Genomic DNA, 20293 nt, shown 5'->3' with positions numbered 1-20293 from the left:
CTAGGACGTCTTCTTCCGGGACCCGATGGCCTTGAACCGGCCGGTGAGCCGCTTCTGCTCGTCGGCCGGCAGGACCACCGGCTTGTCGTCGGGCCCCGCCATCTCGATCACCCGGGGGAACGTGAGGGGCGGCGGGCCGAACGCCCGCCGGGCGCCCTCGATGACGTTCTTGCCCAGCGCCCGGGCGCCCGCGACGCCGACCACGAGGCCGATGCCGAACGGGATGAGGCGCCCGAAGGCCAGCCCGGTCTGCTTGGTGACCTGCGTGCGCACGAAGCGCCGGGTCATCGTCGTGTTCACCTTGCGGACGGTCGCCATGGGCATCCGCGTGAGCAGCGCCCGCGCGACGCTGACGCTGGTCAGCTCCGCGCCGTCGGTGACGATCTTGGCGCCGGAGTCCCCGAGGATCGTGGTCAGCAGGAGCGCGCGACGCCGGTCGGCGTCCTCGACCTCGATGCCGTGCACGCTCGCCACGGCCAGCGCGAAGGCGGCCGACGCCCCGAAGAACGTCGCCACGTCGCTCGCGGTGAGCGCGAGGGCCACACCGGTGCCGACGGCCGGGGCCGCCGCGGTCGCGCCCACGGCTCCGCCGGTGCCCTGCACGACCAGCAGGTACTCCTTCTCCAGCAGGCGCACCAGCTGCTCGGGCGACGCCTCCGGGTTCCTGCGCCGCAGCGACTCGACGTGCGCGTGGATGGTGGACGACGGGATGGTCACGGCCTTCGCGAGGGCCGCCTCGACGATGCTCGGCATCAGCGCTCCCCGGTCACGGTCAGCTGCACGTGGGCGCCCGCGTCGAGGGTGCGGCCGACGGTGCAGTGCGCGTCGATCGCCCGGTGCACCACGGTGATGAGGCGGTCACGGGCCTCGGCGTCGAGCGAGCTCAGGTCGACCACCAGCTCCTCGGCGATCGCGGGGTAGCGGTCCTCGTCCGGGTCCGCCATGCCGGAGACCTTGATGACGACGTCGACGTCGTCGCCGAGCCGGTGCGCCAGCTTGGAGTCGGCGGACAGGCCGCTGCAGCCGGCCAGCGCGATCTTCAGCAGCTCGCCCGGGCTGAACGCCCCGTCGACCTCGACGCCGCCGATGCTCACCTCGGCACCGCGCGAGTTGCGGCCCGTGTACAGGCGCTTCCCGGTGCGCTCCACCCACAGCTCTGTGCCGCCCGCGTTCCGGGTGATGTCGGGCGCTGCCGTCTGCTCGGTCGTCATCCCGCGATCCTGCCACGGGGCGCTGGAGGTCTCTTGTCGGGCGCAAGTTACGCAACGACTACGGATGGACGGCACCGAGCCCGCTCCTAGGCTGCAGACCCATGAGGGTGTGGGGCGGGCTGCTGGCCGCGGGTGCGGTGCTGGTGCTCTCGAGCTGCTCGCTGTTCGACCGGGACGGCACGGACCAGGTCTCGGTCTTCGACGTCGAGGTGGGCGACTGCTTCACGGCGCCGAAGGAGATCACCACGACGTTCACGTCGCTGGACCGCGTGGAGTGCGACGTGCCCCACGAGCAGGAGGCGTACGCCCTCGCGACGTACACCGAGCCCGGGACGGAGACGACGCCGGACACGTTCCCCGGCGAGGCCGCCCTGAAGTCGTTCGCGGACGGCGCCTGCGCGCAGGAGTACGCGGACTACGTGGGCGTCGACTACCGCGACTCCGAGCTCTTCTTCACGTACCTGCTGCCGTCGCCGCGCAGCTGGGAGCAGGACGAGGACCGCACGACGCTGTGCTTCGTCACCACGACCGACGGTGCGCAGCTGACCCGGTCGGTGCAGGGGACGGAGTGGTGACCTGATGGGCAAGCCCGCCGCGACCGCGACGGCCATGCTGCAGTGCAGCTTCGGCATCGCCCCGTCGACGCTCGTCGTCCTGCCGCTGGCGCGCGTGCTGGTGGAGGGCAAGCCGGCCGCGGCCATCACCGACATGGTGCCCGCGGTCAACATCCCGCCCTTCGGCATGTGCACGAGCCTGGCCAACCCGACGGTCGCGGCTGCGACGGCCGCGGCGCTCGGGGTGCTCACGCCCATGCCGTGCATCCCCGCGACGGTCGCGCCGTGGATGAACGGGGCGACGCAGACGCTCGTCGGTGGCAAGCCCGCCCTGACGCTCGGCGCCACCTGCCAGTGCGCGTACGGGGGCGTCATCCAGATCCTCAACCCGGGGGCGATGAAGACCCTCGAAGGCTGACGCGGGCAACTTCGGTAGCGATTACCGATGCTGCCGCGCAGGGCCGCTGCATAGCCTGCGGATGTCCCGTCGTGCCTGGTCATGCGGGGAATCGACGGGATGTGAGGGGGCAGGAGGCTGTGCTGATCCCGGTGGTCGAGGACGGTCTGGAGCGCCTCCTGCGCACCACGCTGCCCCTGTCCACCGAGCAGGGCGACATCTCGTTCGAGCCGCCGTCGAGCACGTGGTCCGCGCAGGTCAACCGGCTGACGGTCAACCTCTTCCTGTACGGGGTGGCCCGCAGCGGCCAGCCGTCGCGCGGGCCGGCCACGCGGGCGGCCGCGAACGGCTCGACGGAGCGCCGGCACGCGCTGCCGATGGTGCAGCTGTCCTACCTGGTCAGCGCCTGGGCCGGTTCGTCGCGGGACGAGCACCTGCTGCTCGGTGACGCGCTGACCCGGCTGCTCGCCCACCAGCTGCTCCCCGCGCAGCACCTGCCGCGGCCGCTGTCGTCGACCGTCCAGCTGGCGCTCGCGGCCGACGACCACAACCGGCCGCGTGACGTGTGGTCGGGGCTGGGCGGCTCGCTCAAGGCGTCGTTCACGCTGCTGGTCACGGTCGCCGCCGACGCGTACGACTGGGAGGCGACCGCACCCGAGGTCACCTCCGTGTCCGGCTCGGCCGTCCCGATGCGGGCGGGCGTCAGCCCGTGAGGGTCAGCAGCACGGTCGAGCGGCTGGACGTGTCGCCGGGCAGCTCCGGGGTGGTCCCGCTCGAGGTCATCAACACCTCGGAGGTCATCGAGTCGTTGTCGGTGCGGGCGATCGGCCTGCCCGAGGCGCTGGTGCGGTCCGAGCCGCGGGCGCTCGCGCTCTTCCCGGAGGCGTCCGGCGCGCTGACGCTGACGCTGGACCTGCCCGACGCGTTCCCCGCGGGCACCTACCCGCTGACGTTCGTGATCGCGGGCAGCGCCCCGGGTGCCGCGGAGGCGTTCCACGACCTCGACCTCGTGGTGCCGCCGCACCCGCGCCTGGCGCTGACCGCCACGCCGTCGCGCGTGCGGACGCGGGGACGCGCGGCGTTCACCGTCGAGGTGCGCAACGAGGGCAACGTGCCGCTCGACGTCGCGCTGCGGGCCGTCGACACCGACCGGACGCTGCGCACCTCGCTCACGCCCTCGACGATGGCGGTGCCGGCCGGGGCGGTGGCCACCAGCACGGTGCTCGTGCGCGGGCCCCGCCAGCTGCTCGGCTCCGACCGCGACCGGCCCCTGCGGGTGGTCGCGCAGGCGACGGACACGACGGCGGACGTCGAGCTGGTCCTGCGGCAGAAGTCGACGTTCAGCCGCGGCCTGCTGACGGCGCTGGTGCTGCTGTCGATCCTCGCGGCCTGGGCGCTGGCGTTCGTGCTCGGCATGCGCGAGGTGCTCGGCGCCGACCCGTTCGCCAAGGTGGCGCCGCCGTCGTTCTTCGTGAACACCGCGACCGCCGAGGGGACGATGCCGGACGGCATGCCCGCGGGCGCGATGCCCAAGGACGGCCCGGTCCCGGCGGGCACCGGTGCGACCCTCACCGGTCTGGTGCTCGGCGCGACCGACCAGCAGGGTGTCGGGCGGGTCACTGTCACGGCGTGGCGGCAGGGCCGGGACGGCCCCGTCGAGGTGTCGTCGGCGGCCACGCAGGCCGACGGCAGCTACGCGCTGGCGGGTCTGTTCCCCGGGCCGTACTCGCTCGAGGTGGCCGCGGAGGGGTACGACCCCGCCTGGTACGAGGCGGGCACGTCGTTCGCCACGGCGACCCAGGTCGACGCGCTCGCGCAGGAGGTGACCACGGGGGTGGACCTCGCCGTGACCGGCGCCCCGGCCTCGATCAGCGGCAGCGTCGAGACCGGCGAGGCGCCGGGTGCCGTCGTGGTGCAGGTGACCGCGAAGCCGGCGTGGACCGGCGCCGACCCGGCCACCGAGTACGTCACCTCGACCGACGCCGCCGGCGCCTACACGTTCGCGGGCCTGCCCGCGCCGGGCACGTACGAGCTGAGCTTCGTCGCGGAGGGCTACCAGCCGAGCAGCCTGTCCGAGCGGGTGCTGGGCGGGCAGTCGCGGTTCGCGCTCGACGTCCGGCTCGGCGCCGGCACCGGGCAGATCTCGGGGACCGTGACGGACGGGTCCGCACCCGTCGGTGGCGTCGAGGTCAGCACGACCATGGACGGCAAGCCGGTCGTGGTGGGCACCCCGACGATCGGGCAGGTCGGCCAGTTCGTCGTGCCCAACCTCAGGACACCCGGCACGTACGTGCTGACGTTCACCAAGAAGGGGTTCAGCACGCAGACGGTCGTCGTCGACCTCGGCCCCGGCGAGCAGCGGACCGACCTGCGGGTGGTGCTCTCGGGGGGCGCGGGGACGGTCACCGGGAGCGTCGTCGACGCGAGCGGCGCCGGGATTGGTGGCGTGACCGTGACGGCGGGCGGGTCCGCGAGCACCGTGACCACGACGACCCTGACGGCCGGGGCGGTGGGGTCGTTCACGCTGACCGGACTGGCCACCGGGTCGGTGACGCTCACGTTCACCAAGGACGGGTACACCCCCGCGAGCGTGCCGGTGACCCTGACCGACGCGGGGCCGCCGGCACCGGTGAGCGTGACCCTCACCTCGGCGCTCGGGACCGTGACCGGCCGCGTGACGCAGGACGGCGCGGGCGTCCCGGGCGCGACGGTCCAGGCGACCGACGGGACGATCACCCGCACGACCACCACCACGGCGTCCGGTGCGTTCGGCGCCGGGACCTACCTGCTGCCCGACCTGCCCGCCGGGACCTACACCGTGTCCGTGACGAACGGGGGCGCGGTGCTGGCCACGGCCGTCGTCACCGTCCGGCCCGGGGCCTCGACGTCGCAGGACCTGCCCATCGCCGGGAGCGGCTGACATGCGCCTGTCGGTCGAGCCGCGGCGCGCCGTCGCGGCCCCGGGGACGCCCACGACGCTGGGCGTCGTCGTCACCAACGGCTCCGACGTCATCTCCGGGTACGTGCTGCGGGTGCTCGGCGCGGACCCCTCGTGGGTGGAGATCGAGGACCCGTCGCCGCGGCTGTTCCCCGGCGAGTCGGTGTCCGTCGGCATCATCCTGACGCTGCCGGAAGGGATCCCGGCGGGCGACCGGCGCGTGTCCGTCCAGGTCCGCGACGTCACGGACCAGGCGGCCATCGCGATCGAGGACGTCACGATCGAGGTCCCCGCCCTGCCGCGCACGACGGTCAGCCTGGAGCCGGCGACGGTGACGGCCGGGAAGGTCGCCGCGTTCGCCGCGGTGGTCCGCAACGACGGCAACACCGTCCAGCACGCCCGGCTCGTCGCGCGCGACCCCGAGGCCGCGACGCGGTACACGTTCGACCCCGACGGGTTCAGCCTCGCGCCCGGCCAGAGCACCTCCGTGGCGCTGGCCGCGAGCGCGAAGCGGCCGTTCGTCGGCGACCCGCTGCTGCGGCCGTTCGAGCTGCGGCTCGAGGGTCCGACCGCGCCGCCCACGGACGCGCCGCCGGCCGCGTCGGGGGTCTTCGTCCAGAAGCCGCTGCTGTCTCGCGGCATGCTCGGGCTGCTCGGGCTCCTGCTGGCCATCTCCACGTTCGCGCTGATCATCACGATCGCGCTCAGCTCGGTGGTGGGCCGCTCGGCGGCCGACCGGGACCTGGCCATCCAGGTGGCGCAGGCCCGGCAGGCCGCCGCCCAGACGGGGACGTCGACGGTCGAGGGCACGGTGATCCAGCTGAGCACGGGGGCACCGGCGCAGGACGTGACGGTGCTGCTGTTCGGGGCGGAGGACCCGTCGCAGCCGGTGAAGACGCAGGCCACGGGGGCGGACGGCACGTTCTCGATGTCGGACCTGCCTGCGGCGGAGTACACGATCCAGGTGACGGGCGCGGGGTTCGCCCCCGTCTGGTACCCGTCGGCGGCCGCTCAGCCGGACGCGCAGCCGGTCGAGCTGACCACCGGGCAGACCGTCGGCGGGCTCACGGTGGTCGTCGGCGGCGTCCCCGCGACGTTGGCCGGCACGGTCTCGGGCGCGGACGTCGGGGGTGCGCAGCTGACCGTCGAGCTGCCGCTGGACGTGCCGCCGCTGGAGGGCGAGGTCGGGCCCGAGCCGGGTGAGGCGACCGCGACCGGGAGCACCGGCGCGGTGGTGCGGACCGTCCCGATCGGCGCGGACGGGACGTTCGAGGTGGCCGACCTGCCGTCGCCCGCGGTGTACGACCTCGTGGTGTCGAAGGCCGGGTTCGCCAGCGCGGTGCAGCGCGTGGACGTGGCCGCGGGGGAGGACCGCAGCGGGATCCAGCTGTCGCTGCTCACCGGCGACGGGTCCATCGCCGGCTCGGTCAGCGGCGCGGCCGGGCCGGTCGGCGGGGCGACCGTCGTCGCGAGCGCCGGGCAGGTGGTGGTCGAGACGGTCACGCTCACCGAGGACCCGGTGGGCTCGTTCACGCTGCGCGGGCTGCCGACGCCCGGCACGTACACGGTCGTGGTCACCGCCGAGGGGTTCGCGCCCGCGACGCTCAACCTCACGCTGACGCCCGCGCAGGAGCTCACGGGCGTCTCGGTGCTGCTGGGACAGGACCAGTCGAGCATCGGCGGGCTCGTGACGGTGCCGGGCGGCGATCCCAGCGGGGTGCTCGTGACGGTGACCGACGGCGCCGTCACGGCACAGACGGTCACGCGGTCGTCCGCGCCCGCGGGCAGCTGGGAGGTCACCGGTCTGCGCGTGCCGTCCACGTACACGGTGACGTTCTCCCGGGCCGACCTGGAGTCGCAGGTCCTCTCGGTCAGCATCGACGGGTTCGGCACCGTGACGTCCGGTGCGCCGAGCGCCACCCAGGTGAACGCGACGCTGCGCGCAGCGGACGGCACCATCTCGGGGGTCGTCCGGCAGAGCACGACCAGCGGCGTGACCAGCCCCGTCGGGAACGTGACCGTGACGGTGAGCTCCGGGACCACCCAGCGGGTGGTGACCACCGCGTCCACGCCCGCCTCGGAGGTCGGGCGGTACGTCGTCGACACCCTGCCGCCCGGCACGTACACGGTGACGTTCTCGCGGGCCGGCACCCGCCCGACCTCGACGATCGTCGTGCTGGCGGCCGCGCAGGTCCGCGACCTCAGCCCGGTGCTCGTCGCACCCGCCTCGATCTCCGGGACGGTCACGCAGTCCGGCAGGCCGGTCCAGGACGGACGCTCCGTGCTGCTGTACCTCGCGGCGCAGTACGGGACGGCCGCGGGTCCGATCGCGACCACGACCACCGGCGCCGACGGCACCTACACGTTCGGCGACGTCGGCGCCCCCGAGCAGTACATCGTCGAGGTGCGCACCACACCCACCGGCACCGTGCTGGTCACCTCCACCCCGCAGACCGTCAGCGCCAGCCAGCAGCTGACCGTCGACCTGTCCATCCCCACCGACTGAGCGAGGATCGACGTGGCCGTCGCACCGCAGCGCACCACGAAGGGCGCCCCGAGCGTCCTCGCCGAGCCCGGCGCGCACGCGTCCCCGGGCCAGGTCGCGGTCCTGCGGGTGCACGCCCGGAACATCACGTCGCTGGCCCAGGACCTGGCCTTCTCCGTGATCGGCCTGGAGGGCGGCTGGCTGCCCGCGCCCGTCGCGGTCCCCGGCGTCCCCGCGGACGCGACGGTCACGGTCGAGCTGCCGCTCATGCCCCCGGTCGGGGCGGCCCCCGGGGACTACCCGTTCGTCGTGGCGGTCGAGGCCCGCGGCTCCGGCGGTGCACCCGCGACGTCGCTGGCCGAGGTCGTGCTGCGCGTCGACGGCGTCAGCGACCTGGTGCTCAGCGTCGAGCCCGCGGACTCCCGGGCGGTCCGGAAGCGGCCCATCCAGGTGGTCCTGGCCAACACCGGCGAGCAGCCGGTCCGGGTGCGTCTCGAGGCGCTCGGCGACGCCGACCTCGCGGTCCGGCTCGATGCCGCCGACGTCGACCTCGCCGCGCACCAGACCATCCGGATCCCCGGGCAGGTCCGGGCGCTGCGGCCCCGCGTGGTCGGCAGCACGCGGCGGTCGCCGTTCCACGTGGTCGCGACGGGGGCGCGGGCACCGCAGCGGTTCGACGGCTCGGTCGCGCTGCGTCCGCTGCTCACCTCGACGGCGCTCAAGGCCGTCGCGATCACGATGGTGTCGCTGCTGTGGATCGGCGGTGTGCTGGCGGCGCTGCCGCTGGTGTCGCAGGTGGTCGCCGACCGGTCGCAGGAGCAGGCGAAGGAACCGGCACAGCCACCGCAGGACGGTGGCGTCGAGGCTGGACCCGATGCCGGCGCCGAGGAGGGAGCCCCTCCTGGCCCGGTCCCGACCGTCCCGGGGGTCCGCGTGGCCGGGCAGGTCACCGGATCGGAGCCTGCGGGCGTGCAGGTGCAGGTGGCACCGGCGTCGGCGTTCGCGCCGGAGGGCACCGCGACACCGCCCGCGACCGCGGCTGGCACCGACGACGGGCTGGTCGCGCTCGCGGGCGGGCTCTCCGCCGTCGCCTCGCCCGCCCGGGCCGCCGCGGCCCGGGTGGCGGCCGCCGACGCGACGCCGTCGACCGGCGCGGGCAAGGTGCTGGGTCTCGGGCTGCCGGTCGAGCTCACCGACGAGGCGTCGCAGCGCCGCAGCACGACGACGGACGAGAAGGGCACGTGGGCGTTCGCCGACCTGTCCGCGACGGGCCGCTACCTCATCGTGCTGTCGAAGCCCGGGTACCAGACCCAGCGGTTCCTGGTCACGGGAGCCGAGGCGGCCGCCGCCCCGCTGACGCTCGAGATGGTCCCCGGGAACGGGCGGATGTCCGGGTCCGTCACCGGTCCGGACGGGCCGGCGGGCGGCGTCGAGATCACGCTGTCCGACGGCACGACGACCGTCACCACCCGGACCGCCACCAGCGGGCGCGTCGGGTACTGGGAGGTCGACGGGCTGTCCACCCCCAGCACCTACCTGGTCACCGCGGGCACCGAGCGCCTGGGCGCGCAGTCCGTGCTCCTGCGGCTCGAGGCCGACGGCGCGCGCACGGTGAACCTGGCACTGCGCAGCGGGGTCGCCACGCTGTCCGGGACGGTGCGGGGCACCGACTCCCTCGGCGGGTTCGGCGGGCTGGGCGGCCTGACGGTCACGGCGTCGGCGGGCGAGGTGACGCGCACCGCGACGACGGTGACGGGCGACCGCGCCGGCACGGTCGTCCTGCCCGACCTGCCCGTGCCCGCCTCGTACACGGTGACGGTCTCCGGGGCCGGCTACGCGACGCAGACGCGGCAGGTCGACATCGGCCCGGGGGGAGTCGACCCGCTCGAGATCGTCATGACGTCCGTCGGCGGGGTGGTCGAGGGCACGGTCACGTCCACCGACGGCGACGGCCTGGCCGGAGCCGGTCTGACGCTCGACGGACCGACCGGCACCTACAAGACGATGGCGGCGTCCGACGGGTCGGGCACCTTCCGGCTGTCCGGGATCGAGCCCGGGCAGTACGTGCTCACCGCCACCGTGTTCGGGCACGAGCCCGGGTCCGCGCAGGTCACCGTGGCCAGCGGCGGCACCGCGCGGGCCGACCTCGTCCTGGCGCCGATCCCCGGCGACGGGCTCGTCGCGACGTCCCGCATCCGCGGCAGCGTGCGCGACGCGAGCACCGGCGGCCAGGTCACCTGCCCGAACATCCTGCCCGGCGAGGACTGCCGGATCACCGTCACGGGTGACGTCACCGACCTGACGGGGGACACCCGTCCGTTCACCGCCTACACCGAGCCCGACCTCGACTACACCTTCCCGGCCGCCGCCGACCCGGGTCTCCTGCCGGGCCTGTACCGGCTGACGATCTCGGCCCCCGGGTACGAGGACGGTCACGTCAACGTCACCGTGCCCCTGGGTCGCGTCGTCGAGGCCACCCCGGTCGCGCTCGAGCAGTCACCGTCGATCGTGGGGACGGTCCAGGCGCGGGTCGGTGCCGTGTCCACGGGCACCTGCGTCATCGCGGTGCCAGGCACCCCGGGTGCCCTCCCGACCGACCCGTGCACCGGCGACACGACGACCTGTGCGGTGCCCGGTGGGGCGTGCAGCTTCATCGGGGTCAACGGCTCCTACGAGATCAACCGCCTCACCGCCGGTCCGTACACCGTGTTCGTCGTGCCGCCCGCCGGCGGGGAGTACCTGCCGCCCGTTCCGGGCAGCGTGGCGCTGGTGCCCGGGTCGTCGCGCCGGTTCGACGCGGTGCTCGACCGGCTGGGCCGGCTGAGCGTCACCGTCATGCGCTCGAACGGGAGCTCCTCGCTGGTGCCGGCCGTGCTCGCGACCGTGACGACCCAGCCCCCGTCGGTGCTGTCGACGCCCACGGATCGCACGGACCTCAACGGGCTCACCCAGGTGATCGGGCTCGAGCAGGGCGACTACCAGGTGACCGCCACCGGAGACAGCACGGGCTCGCTGGCCAGCCCGGTGACCGTGGGCCTCAACCAGGAGGTCTCGGTCCAGATCGTCCTCACGCAGCCGGTCGACAAGTTCTCCGGCACCGTGGTGACCCAGCTCGTCGCGGGCAAGCAGACGCCCGTGCGCGGGGCGACGGTCACGGTCACGGGCACGACGGGGTTCTCCGGGCTGACGCCGGTGCGGGCGTCCGCCACGGCGGTCACGCCGGCCGAGGGCGTCTTCACCGTGTGCACCGGCGGTACGTGCCTCGAGGAGACCACCAGCCCCGACAGCACGATCCTGCTGCCGCTGGTGCAGCCGCGCGTGGACGTGACGGTCACCGCCGACGGCTTCCAGCCGTTCTCCGCCTCCGACGTGCCCACGTCCGCACTGGCGACGATCACGTTGTCGCCCGCGGGCGTGGCCTTCTCGGGGACGATGGCCTTCGACCCGGTGCTCACCGGCACCGCTCTGGAGGACGCCGTGCGCAACGTGCGGTTCTCCGTCCAGTCGGCCCCGCCCGGCGCCGGCCAGGTCTCCTTGAGCGCCGTGCTCGTGGGCTCGACCCCGGTCGTCGTGTGGTCGGACTCCGCCCAGGGCGACGACCCCACCGGGCCCGCGGGCAGCCGCCTCATCCGCCCCGGCACCTACACGGTCACCGCCACCCTGCCGGGCTACGACCTGGAGCAGCTCACCTTCACGGTCGACCCCGGCGTCGCCATGCCGGCGGCACCCGACCCGGACGCGCTCGTCTTCACGCTGCGCAAGTTCGGGTTCCTGCGGGTTTCCGTCGCGACCACGCAGGACCCGAGCGTGCTGGTCCAGGGGGCGATCGTCACCCTCACGCTGGCCAGCGGCGTGACCCAGCAGCGGGCGGCGAACCCCGGTGACACGTACGTCGACTTCGGCGACCTGCCCACCGGCCTGTACACGGTGGAGGTCCGGGCGCCGGGGCACGCACGGACCACCACGCAGGTCCGGCTCGACGCGGGGGACCGGCCCGAGAACCCGAAGGTCGTCACCGTCCGGCGGCTGGGCCTGGTCCAGGGGCTGGTGCGGTCGGTGCTGACCACGGGGCTCGAGCAGGACCTGCCGGACGCGCAGGTGACGGTGCGCCAGGGCGTCGGCGGCACGCCCTTCGTCGGGACGACGGGGCCGACGGGCGCGTACCGCGTCACCGGCACCACGGTGACCGACGGGCTGGCGGAGGGCGAGTGGCTGGTCGCGGCCACGGCTCCCGGCCACGACGCGGTGGCCGCCACCCCGGTGACGGTCCCGGACCCGGTGACGGGCCTGGACGTCACGGTGCCCCCGATCCTGCTCCCGGCGAAGAACGGCGAGCTGCGCGTCCGGGCCTACGACGGCGCCACGGTGGTGCCGGGTCTGACGATGCAGCTCAGCTACCTGGACTCCACCGGTCCGCGGACCATCTCGCCCACGTGCGGCCCGGACGACAGCACCGCGCCCTGCCCCGGCGGGCTGTACGTGTTCTTCGACGTGCCGCCCCTGACCTACAACCTCAACATCTCCGGCGACACCTACTCACCGCTCACGCTGCCGGTGACCATCGCACCGGGCGGCTCGACGTCCATCAGCGTGCCGATGACCACGCCGTCGGGCTCGATCCAGGGCCTCGTCCAGCACCAGCGCTCCAACGGGCGCACGGACCTGGTGGAGGGCGCCGTCGTGACGCTGACCCCCGAGACGGGCACCGCGCGGACGACGACGTCCGACGTCAACGGCCAGTACGCGTTCCCGGCGGTCGTGTCCGGCACCTACACCGTGTCCACGACGGTCGACGGGCTCGGGGCCACCCGCAACGTCGCCGTGCAGCCCGGTCAGGGCATCGTCGTCGACCTGCTGCTGCAGGACGTCACCCGCCAGGTGCAGGTGACCGTGACGTCGGCGAACGGCACGGACCTCACGGGCGCGCTGGTCAGCCTCACCAGCGCCACCGCCTCGGGGCCGGCCGCGCAGCCGGTCGTGCGCACGGGCGCGGGCGCCAGCACGTACACGACGACGTTCAACCAGGTGCCCACCGGCACCTGGACCGTCACCGTCTCCGGTCCGTCGGGACACCTCGGCTCGCACACCGGGACCGTCGTCGTCCCGGCCACCGGCACCGGGGCGGTGCCGGCCGCGGTGACCGTCCGCGAGACGCAGCTCGCGCTGCGCGCCACGTCGAGCGTGAGCGGCGTGCCGGCCACCGTGCTGGCGACCGTCACGCAGGGCGGCACCGCGACGCCCGTGACGGTGGCCGTCGGCGGCGGCGACTCCGCCCTGTTCCTGCCGGACACCGCCGCGACGGTCACCGCGACCGTCAGCGGCGGCTGGGTGGTCACCGTGACCGGCGGCACCATCCCCGCGGGCACCACGTTCCGCGCGGTCACCATGGACGTCTCCGCCCGCGCGACGACGACCACCGCCAGCATCGACGCCCCGACTGTCGTCACCGGCGGCACCGTCACGGTCACCGCCCGCGTGCAGCCCGCGACGGGCAGCGCCACGGTCAGCACCGGCACCCTCCAGCTGCAGCGCCGCACCGCGACCGATACCTGGGTCGACGTGGGCTCCGACCCGGTCGCCACCGGCGCGGACCAGACCCTCACGGCGACCGCCGACGGCTGGGGCAGCGGCGTCGCCACGCTCCGCGTCGTGTACTCCGGCGCCGGGTCCTGGGCGGCCTCGACCAGCCCCGACCTCACCGTGACGGTCCAGCGGACGACGACCACCGCGCTCGCGGCCGCCGCCGGCGTCCTCACCGCGACCGTGACCCCCGCGGCTGCCACCGGCAACGTCGTGTTCGAGGTCGTCCCGGCGACCGGTCCCGCGGTGCCCATCGCCTCCTGCGCCGCGGTCGCGCTGGCGACCGGGGTCGCCACCTGCACCTACACGCCCGCTGCGGGGGTCACCGAGAACGTGCGAGCCCGGTACACCGGCGCGACGACGTTCGTGGCGTCGCAGAGCGCGAACGTGTCCGTCTCGGGTCCACCGGTCACGCCGTGACCGGCCGTTGCGCTCAGGGCACCGCTCAGGCTAGATCTCTGGCTAGAATGGCGCCATGAAGACCGTGGCACTGAGCGAGGCCAAGGACAAGCTCTCGGCGCTGGTGGACGAGGCGGATCGCGAGCACGAGATCATCCGGATCACCCGCCACGGGCACGGTGCCGCGGTGCTCATGTCCGAGGACGATCTGGAGTCCTTGCACGAGACGATCTTCTGGCTCTCCCAGCCCGGGGTTCGCGACGACGTCGTCGAGGCTCGCGCGGCAGCCGAGGAGGGTCGCACGACCGGCGCGGCCGACCTGCGCGCCCGGTACGGCCTGCCTCCCCGATGAGCGAAGGGCGAGCGTGGCAGGTCGCAGTGTCTCCCGGGGCGATCCGGTCGCTGGACCGCCTGCCCGCCAAGGTGGCCGCTGCCGTGGTGGAGTTCATCACCGTGACCCTCCCGACCAAGCCCGAGCGGATGAGCAAGCCGCTGCGCAGCGAGCTGGAGGGTCTGCGCTCAGCACGCCGTGGTGACTACCGGGTGCTCTTCTCCCTCGACGAGGCCACCGCGACGCTGCTCGTGGTGCGTATCGCGCACCGCGCCGACGCGTACCGCTAGGTCCTCAGACGAGCCAGACCACCAGGAGCGTCAGCGGCACCACGACCCAGGCCGTGACGAGCACGACGAGCCAGGTGCGGGGGTGCCCGCAGGGCTCGGGCGGTGGTGGTGGCTGCACGATGACGACCGGCTGCGGTGCGGGCGCCGGGGGAGGTGGCGGCGGTGGCGGCGGGTTCAGGTCCGCACCGCACCGGAGGCACAGGGCGGCGGTCGGGACGTTGAGCTCGGCGCACGCGGGGCAGGCCAGCGTGGCGGGTGTCGCCGACCCCGAGGCGCCGGGCGCCCGGCGCAAGGCGTCGTCGGTCCGGCCCTCGGCCCCGGCCGGCGCCACGGACGGCCGCGCCCAGAACAGCGGGTAGTCGCAGGTCGGGCAGAAGTCGGTGGCCAGCCGCTGGTCGGTGTGCACGGGCGACGGGGTGCCGCACTCGGGGCACGGGATGACGACGGTCCCGTCCGTCGGGGGATCGACCACGTCCGTCATGACGCCAGCTCCCTCTCGGCCAGTCGTTCGGGGGTCGGCCAGATGCGGTGCTGCGCCACCCAGATCTCGGCGTGCACGTGCGCGGGCACCTCGTCGAGCACCAGGGACAGGAAGTCCGCCTCCTCCAGGAGGCCGGTGGACTCCACCTCCATGACCACCCAGGCGGGTCCGACGGGTGCCTCGCCCTGCTCGAAGATGCCCCCGCCCTCGCTGACGATGACGGGGCCGCCCGAGTAGAGCTCGAGCAGCCGGGTCAGCCCGGTGGTGGTGCCGCGCAGCTGCAGCGTGGCCGCGGCCGTGGCCAGGATGCGTCGCTGCACGGGCTCGCTGTACTCGGGGTCGATCCCGGGCAGCCCGAGCCACTGCGCCATCCACCGGATCATCTCCGGCGGCGTCAGCCGCATGTCCGCGAGGTGCGCGAGGTTGTCGGCGTGCGCGACGAGCGTGCCCGCCTGCTCCTGGAAGATCGACACGAAGCGCACGAAGAAGTCTTCCGAGACCATCCCCAGCGGGAGCTGGCGCAGCAGCCAGTCCTGGTCCCGGCTCATCGCACGACCACGCGGTGCTCGGCGGACAGGAACAGGGTGTGCGGCTCCAGCACGATCGACTCGCGCCCGCCGCCGATGCGCCGCCCGGTCCGCAGGTCGTACTCGAACAGCTGGAGCTCGTCGACGGACAGCACACCCTCGACCGACTCGATCACCTGCGTGACGGCGGTCGCCGTCAGGGTGGTGTCGAACGGCCAGCCGGTCCGGTCCGCCCCGCCGGTGAGCGGGTGCACGAACCGGGTCAGGGCGTCGACGATCCGCTGCCGCACCATCGCGCCGGGCCGCCCGGGCAGCGTGCGGACCAGCGCCGCGACGCTGACGCCCTGGTAGTACGGGGTGCCCAGCTCGATCGGCACCCCGACCATCCGCCGCACGTCCAGGGCCGCCCCGACGGTCGCGTGCAGCTCGCTGGACAGCGCGAAGTCGTCGATCTTGTGCAGACGCGGGTCGGTGCGCAGCTGCGGCACGACGAGCACGCGGACCACCGACGAGCCGCTCTCGACGGCGGGCAGGCACCGCGCGCGGGCCACCTCGACGGAGGCCTGGCGGGCGATGGCCTCGAAGTCGGACGCGGTGACGGCCCGCTGCCCGGTGCGCAGCGTCAGCGGCCCGCGCGCCTTCGCCTCCTGCGGCGTCTCGGCGTCGACGCCGCCCGTGGCGGGCTCCAGGTTGGTCACCGACGCGACGAACGGCAGGGCCGTGCGCAGCGCGGTCAGCGTCCGCGTGCCCAGGTTGCCGTGCGCGCCGCCGCCCGAGCGGTACCCGGTGACGCGGATCTCGGCACCGTCCTGCGGGATCGCCCCGTGCTGGCGGACCACGCCGTCGGGGTGCCGGATGGCCGGCCCGAACTGCACCTCGCCGGTGTTGGAGTCCCACACGACGTGCAGGTCGTCGGGCCCGGACGCGGAGAAGTCCGGCACCTCCTGCCAGGTGTGCGTGCCGCGGCGGTCGACGACCACGACCCGCTCGTCGTCGCGACGTGCCGCGACGGGGGTGACCGAGACGGTGAACGACTGGCCGGTGACGCCGGTGGAGCGGCCGAGCAGCTCGGCGGGCTGCGCGCTCGCGTGCTCGGCCGGCACGGTGATGCCGATGGCCTGCAGCGCGATCGAGGCGATGCGCGGTGACGCCTGGTAGGTCGGCTGCCCGGGCTGCGGCCGCAGCAGCCGCACGCGCAGCCAGTGCGCGAGCGTGCCGCCGAGCACCAGCGGCTCGTGCTTCTGCGGGACGAGGAGCACCACGGAGCCTGCCTTGTTCAGGCCGCCGGTCCCGTCGGACTCCACGAGAGTCCGCACCCACGCCTCCCCGTTCCAGGCCTCCCACGCCAGGGGCGGGTTGCGCGGGTCGACGCCGATGCCCTGCGCGTCGGCGGCCAGGTCGAGCCGGACCGCGAACCCCGCCAGCGACTCCCGGGTGCCCAGGTACAGCGCGTCGCCCTCGGCCAGCGGCGACGACGGGAAGCAGACCGCGGACTGGCCCGGCAGCGTGAGGTCGTCCCAGACGTCGGTGGACGCCAGGTGCTGCGCGTTGGACGTGTGCGCGGTGGTGAGCGTCGGCGGGCCGACGACGGCCTCGGCCGCGGTGGAGAACACGGTCGCGTCGGCGTCGTCGAGGGCCGTCGAGACCTCGGTCCCCTCGGGGATGCGGACCACCCGGTCGGCCGGCGAGGACAGCCAGAACGTGAGGTTCGCGCGCGCGACGCTCGGCGGGAACGGCTCGATGCCCACCAGGTTGAGGAAGTGCACGTACATCCGGTCCGGCACCTGGTTGACGCGGTAGAGCACCATCTCGCTCACCCACGCGAACAGCTCGATGAGCGCGACGCCCGGGTCGGACACGTTGTGGTTGGTCCACTCCGGCGTGAAGCGCGGGATCAGGCGCTTGGTCTCGTCGACGATGTCCTGGAAGGTGCGGTCGTCGAGGTTCGGCGGGTCGAGCGGCATCAGGCGTCCTCGCGGGGGATCACGTAGAAGGGGTAGACCAGGTTGCGTCGGTCGTTGGTGGCGCGGACGCGGTAGGCGATGCGGATCTGGACCACGCCGGAGGACTCCGCGTCCTGCTCGGGCGTGACCTCCTCCACCTCGATCCGCGGCTCCCACTGCCCGAGCGCGTCGCGGACCGCCTCGCTGATGAGGCCCAGCAGGTTGGCGTTGACGGGCTCGAACATGAGGTCCCAGATGCGGCAGCCGAACTGCGGCCGCATCAGGCGTTCCCCGGGCGCGGTCAGCAGGACCACCCGGATCGAGTCCTCCAGGTCCCCGCCCGCGCGGGTCAGCGCGATAGCACCGGTGTGGTCCACGCCCAGCGGCCAGGTGAACCCGCGGCCGACGAAGTCCGACGTCGGCGTCGAGGAGAGCTCGCTCAATTGATCTTCACCATCGCTCCCTTGACCTCGAGGATCCCGCCCGCCTCGACGACGCCCATCCCGGTGCCCTTGAGCGACGCCTGCGTGCCCTGCAGCTTCAGCGCCCCGCTGGCCGTGGTGGTGACCTCCGTGGCGGAGGTCTCGACCTTGGCCTTCGCCTTGATGGTCACGGTGGTGGCGTCGATGGTGATGCCGCCCTTGCCGTCGAACTCGATGAACGACGAGCCCGCCGCGATCTTCAGCGGGACCCCGTCGGGCACCTTGAGATCCGCACGGTCCTTGCCGATCCGCAGGCTGTGCTTGAGGCCGGCCGCGGCGAGCAGCACGTGCTGCGTCGCGGGCGCGGTGCCGTCGCTCATCTCCAGCACGTGGCCCAGCCGGCTGGTCAGCGCCCGCGTGATCACGGCCCCGTTCTGGTCGACGGCGGCCGTCGGCGTCGTCGACTTGTTCCCGTACAGCCCGCCGAGCACCACGGGCCGCGTCACGTCGTCGTCCTCGAAGCCGATGAGCACCTCGTCGCCCACCTCCGGCAGCACCACCTGGCCGCGGCCCGCCCCGGCGCCGAGGCCCAGCACCCGTGCCCACGTGGTGGTGGCCTGGTCGGACGCGGTGGCCAGCGAGACGCTGACCCGGCCCATCCCGTCCGGGTCCTTGACGTTGTCGACGATGCCGACGGCGAGCCCGCTGCGCCGGAAGCTGGACACCGGCGACGTCGTCTCCCACGGGTCCGACAGCTGCACGGGGTCGCGGTCGCCGGCCACGAACCGCGTGATCGCGTTGCCGTCCATCCAGGTGTTGGTGATCTCGCGGACGTAGTAGTTGCCGTTCGACGGCCCCGCCCCGCCGACGATCACGCGCCCGCCAGGGACCATGAGCGCCGTGTACTGCACCTTCCCGGTGGCCACGACCCGGCCGGTCCGGGCGGCGATCGCGGCCGCCGCCACCGTCGCGTCGCTCTGCGAGCGCGTCGCCGCACGGGCGTCCACCCGCGTGTAGGTGGGGGCGCCCCGCGAGCCCACGTCGAACCCCGCCCGCGACGTCGGCGTGGTCGACGTGCCGACCACCGGCGACTGCGCGACGGGGTCCCAGCCGCGGACCGTGACCTTGGTGTCGCCGTCGCCCACCTGCCGGGCGCTGAACGCGATGACGTCCCGGCCCACCACGATCTCGACGGGCCGGGCGCCGGGCGCGCTGCCGGTCGCGGCCGGCCACATCGAGAACGTCCTCCCGGAGATGCACCAGTCCCGGCCCGTGCGCTGCGCGATCTCGTCGATCAGGCCCAATGCCGTGTCGTTGCGCAGTGCGTACTTCACCGGCGCCGTCGGCAGGTCGACCGTGCCCAGCGACAGCCCCGCCGCCTGCACCAGCCGCGTCACGATGTCCCGCAGCGACACGTTGGTGAACGACTCGACGTCCGTGTCCCGCAGCAGCTCGTACCCGCCGTCCTGGACGACGACCGTGAGCGTGGCACCGCGGTACCCGTCCACCTCGCTGGTCGCCGACGTGACGGTGCCCTCGAACACCGTGCCCAGCAGGTCCCCGTACCCCGCCGACACCGACACGGCCTTCCCGATGTTCAGCTTGCCCGACCCCACCACCGCGTAGTTCTCGTCGACGAACGTCAGCGTGCACCGCCCCACCGAGCGCAGCCCCAGCTGCACCCGGACCTGCAGGACCTGGTACTCCTCGGGCAGCTCGGCACCCTCGACCGCGACCCTGAGGTTGACGATCCCGTCCGAGTCGACCAGGGGACTGGTCATGAGTCGAGCTTCGGGATGGTCAGCATCGAGCCGGGCCGCAGCGCCAACGGGTCGGCGATCGCGTTCGCGGACGCCAGCAGGCGCCACTTCGTCGAGTCCCCGTAGTACTGCGCGGAGATGCGGTCGAGCGTCTCGCCCGCCTGCACGCGGTGCACCCGGTGCGGCCGGGGCGTGCCCGACGTCGGGTTCTGCTTGCCGAACGCCTTCGACTCCTCGTACTGCCGGAGCACCAGCCCCATCATCGCCCGCAGCGGCATGCCCGTGCTGGAGAAGTAGGTGAACGTCAGGTCCAGGTGCGTGATGACTGCCTTGAACGAGTGCAGGTCACCCCAGTGGAACGTCACGTACGGCGGGCGGACGCTGTGCTTCGTCTCGTCGGTGCCCGGCAGCGTCGGGTCCACCTCCATGAGGTCGACGATCTTGCCCGTGTGCGCGGCGACGTCCGTGCCCGTGTCGGTGGTGTCGAAGAACAGGTCCACCCGCAGCACGCCCGAGTTCGCCCCCGTGTACCGCAGCCGCGTCACGCCCCGCCCCGGCAGCGCCGCGCCCGCCCACGTGTTGCTGCGCGTGATCTTCAGCTGCGCCGGGTTGAACAGGCACGGGACCTTGGTGCCGTCCTCGGTCTCCAGGAACGCCTTCTGGCTCGACGGCGGGCTGGCCGGCTGGCTCGGTGCCATCAGAAGACCTCCGACCCGCGACGCCACGCCCGACGCTCGGTCTCTTCCTCGAGCCGCTCCTCGACGATCCGCAGGACCGCCTCCCGGAACTCCGGGTCGCCGTACGAGCCCATGCCCGAACCGCTCGGCACGTGGAGCTCCGCGACCCCCTTGTCGACACCGGAGTTGTCGAACGCGGCGAAGCTGTCCCGCCACGCGTCGTCGATGCTCATGCTCGGATCCCCCTCACCGGGTGGGTGGAAGCGCCGCACCACGTGCGGCTCGCCGGCGGGAGCGC

17 protein-coding genes are annotated in these 20293 nt (G+C 73.8%); 8 read left to right on the top strand and 9 right to left on the bottom strand.

Annotated elements, in window-relative coordinates; all coding sequences use genetic code 11:
• A complete protein-coding gene (locus CXY01_RS09915; RefSeq protein ID WP_246125209.1) occupies positions 1–753 on the bottom strand; it encodes a hypothetical protein in 753 nt (250 codons plus the stop codon).
• Entirely contained in the window at positions 753–1211 is a 459-nt protein-coding gene (locus tag CXY01_RS09910; RefSeq protein ID WP_146927255.1) for an OsmC family protein, read from the bottom strand. The genes CXY01_RS09915 and CXY01_RS09910 overlap by 1 nt, the downstream gene beginning before the upstream one ends.
• A 101-nt stretch (positions 1212–1312) precedes the next feature.
• Between CXY01_RS09910 and CXY01_RS09905 the strand changes: the two genes are divergently transcribed.
• From CXY01_RS09905 to CXY01_RS09870, 8 genes are all read left to right on the top strand, one after another.
• A complete protein-coding gene (locus tag CXY01_RS09905) occupies positions 1313–1786 on the top strand; it encodes a septum formation family protein (protein ID WP_146927254.1) in 474 nt (157 codons plus the stop codon).
• A 4-nt stretch (positions 1787–1790) separates the two neighbouring features.
• Complete coding sequence (locus CXY01_RS09900; RefSeq protein WP_146927253.1) at positions 1791–2183, top strand: DUF4280 domain-containing protein; 393 nt, start codon at positions 1791–1793, stop codon at positions 2181–2183.
• Between the two features lie 119 nt (positions 2184–2302).
• A complete protein-coding gene (locus CXY01_RS09895) occupies positions 2303–2875 on the top strand; it encodes a Pvc16 family protein (RefSeq protein ID WP_186813356.1) in 573 nt (190 codons plus the stop codon).
• Positions 2872–5082 carry a carboxypeptidase-like regulatory domain-containing protein gene (locus tag CXY01_RS09890; protein WP_146927251.1) on the top strand — a complete coding sequence of 737 codons (2211 nt, stop codon included), beginning with the start codon at positions 2872–2874 and terminating at the stop codon, positions 5080–5082. The genes CXY01_RS09895 and CXY01_RS09890 overlap by 4 nt, the downstream gene beginning before the upstream one ends.
• A 1-nt stretch (position 5083) precedes the next feature.
• Entirely contained in the window at positions 5084–7606 is a 2523-nt protein-coding gene (locus tag CXY01_RS09885; protein WP_146927250.1) for a carboxypeptidase-like regulatory domain-containing protein, read from the top strand.
• Positions 7607–7618: 12 nt separating this feature from the next.
• Positions 7619–13585, top strand: coding sequence for a carboxypeptidase regulatory-like domain-containing protein (locus CXY01_RS09880; protein WP_146927249.1), 5967 nt, complete (start codon positions 7619–7621; stop codon positions 13583–13585).
• Between the two features lie 55 nt (positions 13586–13640).
• Positions 13641–13916 (top strand): type II toxin-antitoxin system Phd/YefM family antitoxin, encoded by a 276-nt coding sequence (locus tag CXY01_RS09875; RefSeq protein ID WP_146927248.1) that lies wholly within the window; start codon positions 13641–13643, stop codon positions 13914–13916.
• Positions 13913–14185 (top strand): type II toxin-antitoxin system RelE family toxin, encoded by a 273-nt coding sequence (locus tag CXY01_RS09870; protein WP_146927247.1) that lies wholly within the window; start codon positions 13913–13915, stop codon positions 14183–14185. The genes CXY01_RS09875 and CXY01_RS09870 overlap by 4 nt, the downstream gene beginning before the upstream one ends.
• Before the next feature lie 4 nt (positions 14186–14189).
• Here CXY01_RS09870 and CXY01_RS09865 read toward each other — a convergent pair whose 3' ends face one another.
• From CXY01_RS09865 to CXY01_RS09835, 7 genes are read right to left on the bottom strand one after another with little or no spacing between them, the layout of a single operon-like run.
• Positions 14190–14666, bottom strand: coding sequence for a hypothetical protein (locus tag CXY01_RS09865; protein WP_146927246.1), 477 nt, complete (start codon positions 14664–14666; stop codon positions 14190–14192).
• Complete coding sequence (locus CXY01_RS09860; protein WP_146927245.1) at positions 14663–15214, bottom strand: phage tail protein; 552 nt, start codon at positions 15212–15214, stop codon at positions 14663–14665. Before CXY01_RS09860 ends, CXY01_RS09865 begins: the two co-directional genes overlap by 4 nt.
• Entirely contained in the window at positions 15211–17157 is a 1947-nt protein-coding gene (locus tag CXY01_RS09855) for a putative baseplate assembly protein (protein WP_146927244.1), read from the bottom strand. The genes CXY01_RS09860 and CXY01_RS09855 overlap by 4 nt, the downstream gene beginning before the upstream one ends.
• A complete protein-coding gene (locus tag CXY01_RS09850; RefSeq protein WP_146927243.1) occupies positions 17157–17579 on the bottom strand; it encodes a GPW/gp25 family protein in 423 nt (140 codons plus the stop codon). Before CXY01_RS09850 ends, CXY01_RS09855 begins: the two co-directional genes overlap by 1 nt.
• Positions 17576–19339, bottom strand: a complete 1764-nt coding sequence (locus CXY01_RS09845) for a phage baseplate assembly protein V (protein ID WP_146927242.1) — start codon at positions 19337–19339, stop codon at positions 17576–17578. Before CXY01_RS09845 ends, CXY01_RS09850 begins: the two co-directional genes overlap by 4 nt.
• A complete protein-coding gene (locus tag CXY01_RS09840) occupies positions 19336–20016 on the bottom strand; it encodes a CIS tube protein (protein WP_146927241.1) in 681 nt (226 codons plus the stop codon). Before CXY01_RS09840 ends, CXY01_RS09845 begins: the two co-directional genes overlap by 4 nt.
• Complete coding sequence (locus CXY01_RS09835) at positions 20016–20228, bottom strand: hypothetical protein (protein ID WP_146927240.1); 213 nt, start codon at positions 20226–20228, stop codon at positions 20016–20018. Before CXY01_RS09835 ends, CXY01_RS09840 begins: the two co-directional genes overlap by 1 nt.
• Between the last annotated feature and the right edge of the window lie 65 nt (positions 20229–20293).

The organism is Cellulomonas xylanilytica (genome assembly GCF_007989805.1).
Taxonomy (GTDB): Bacteria; Actinomycetota; Actinomycetes; order Actinomycetales; family Cellulomonadaceae; genus Cellulomonas; species Cellulomonas xylanilytica.
The sequence above is the reverse complement of the archived record's forward strand: the minus strand, read 5'-3'. Positions and strand labels throughout refer to the sequence as shown.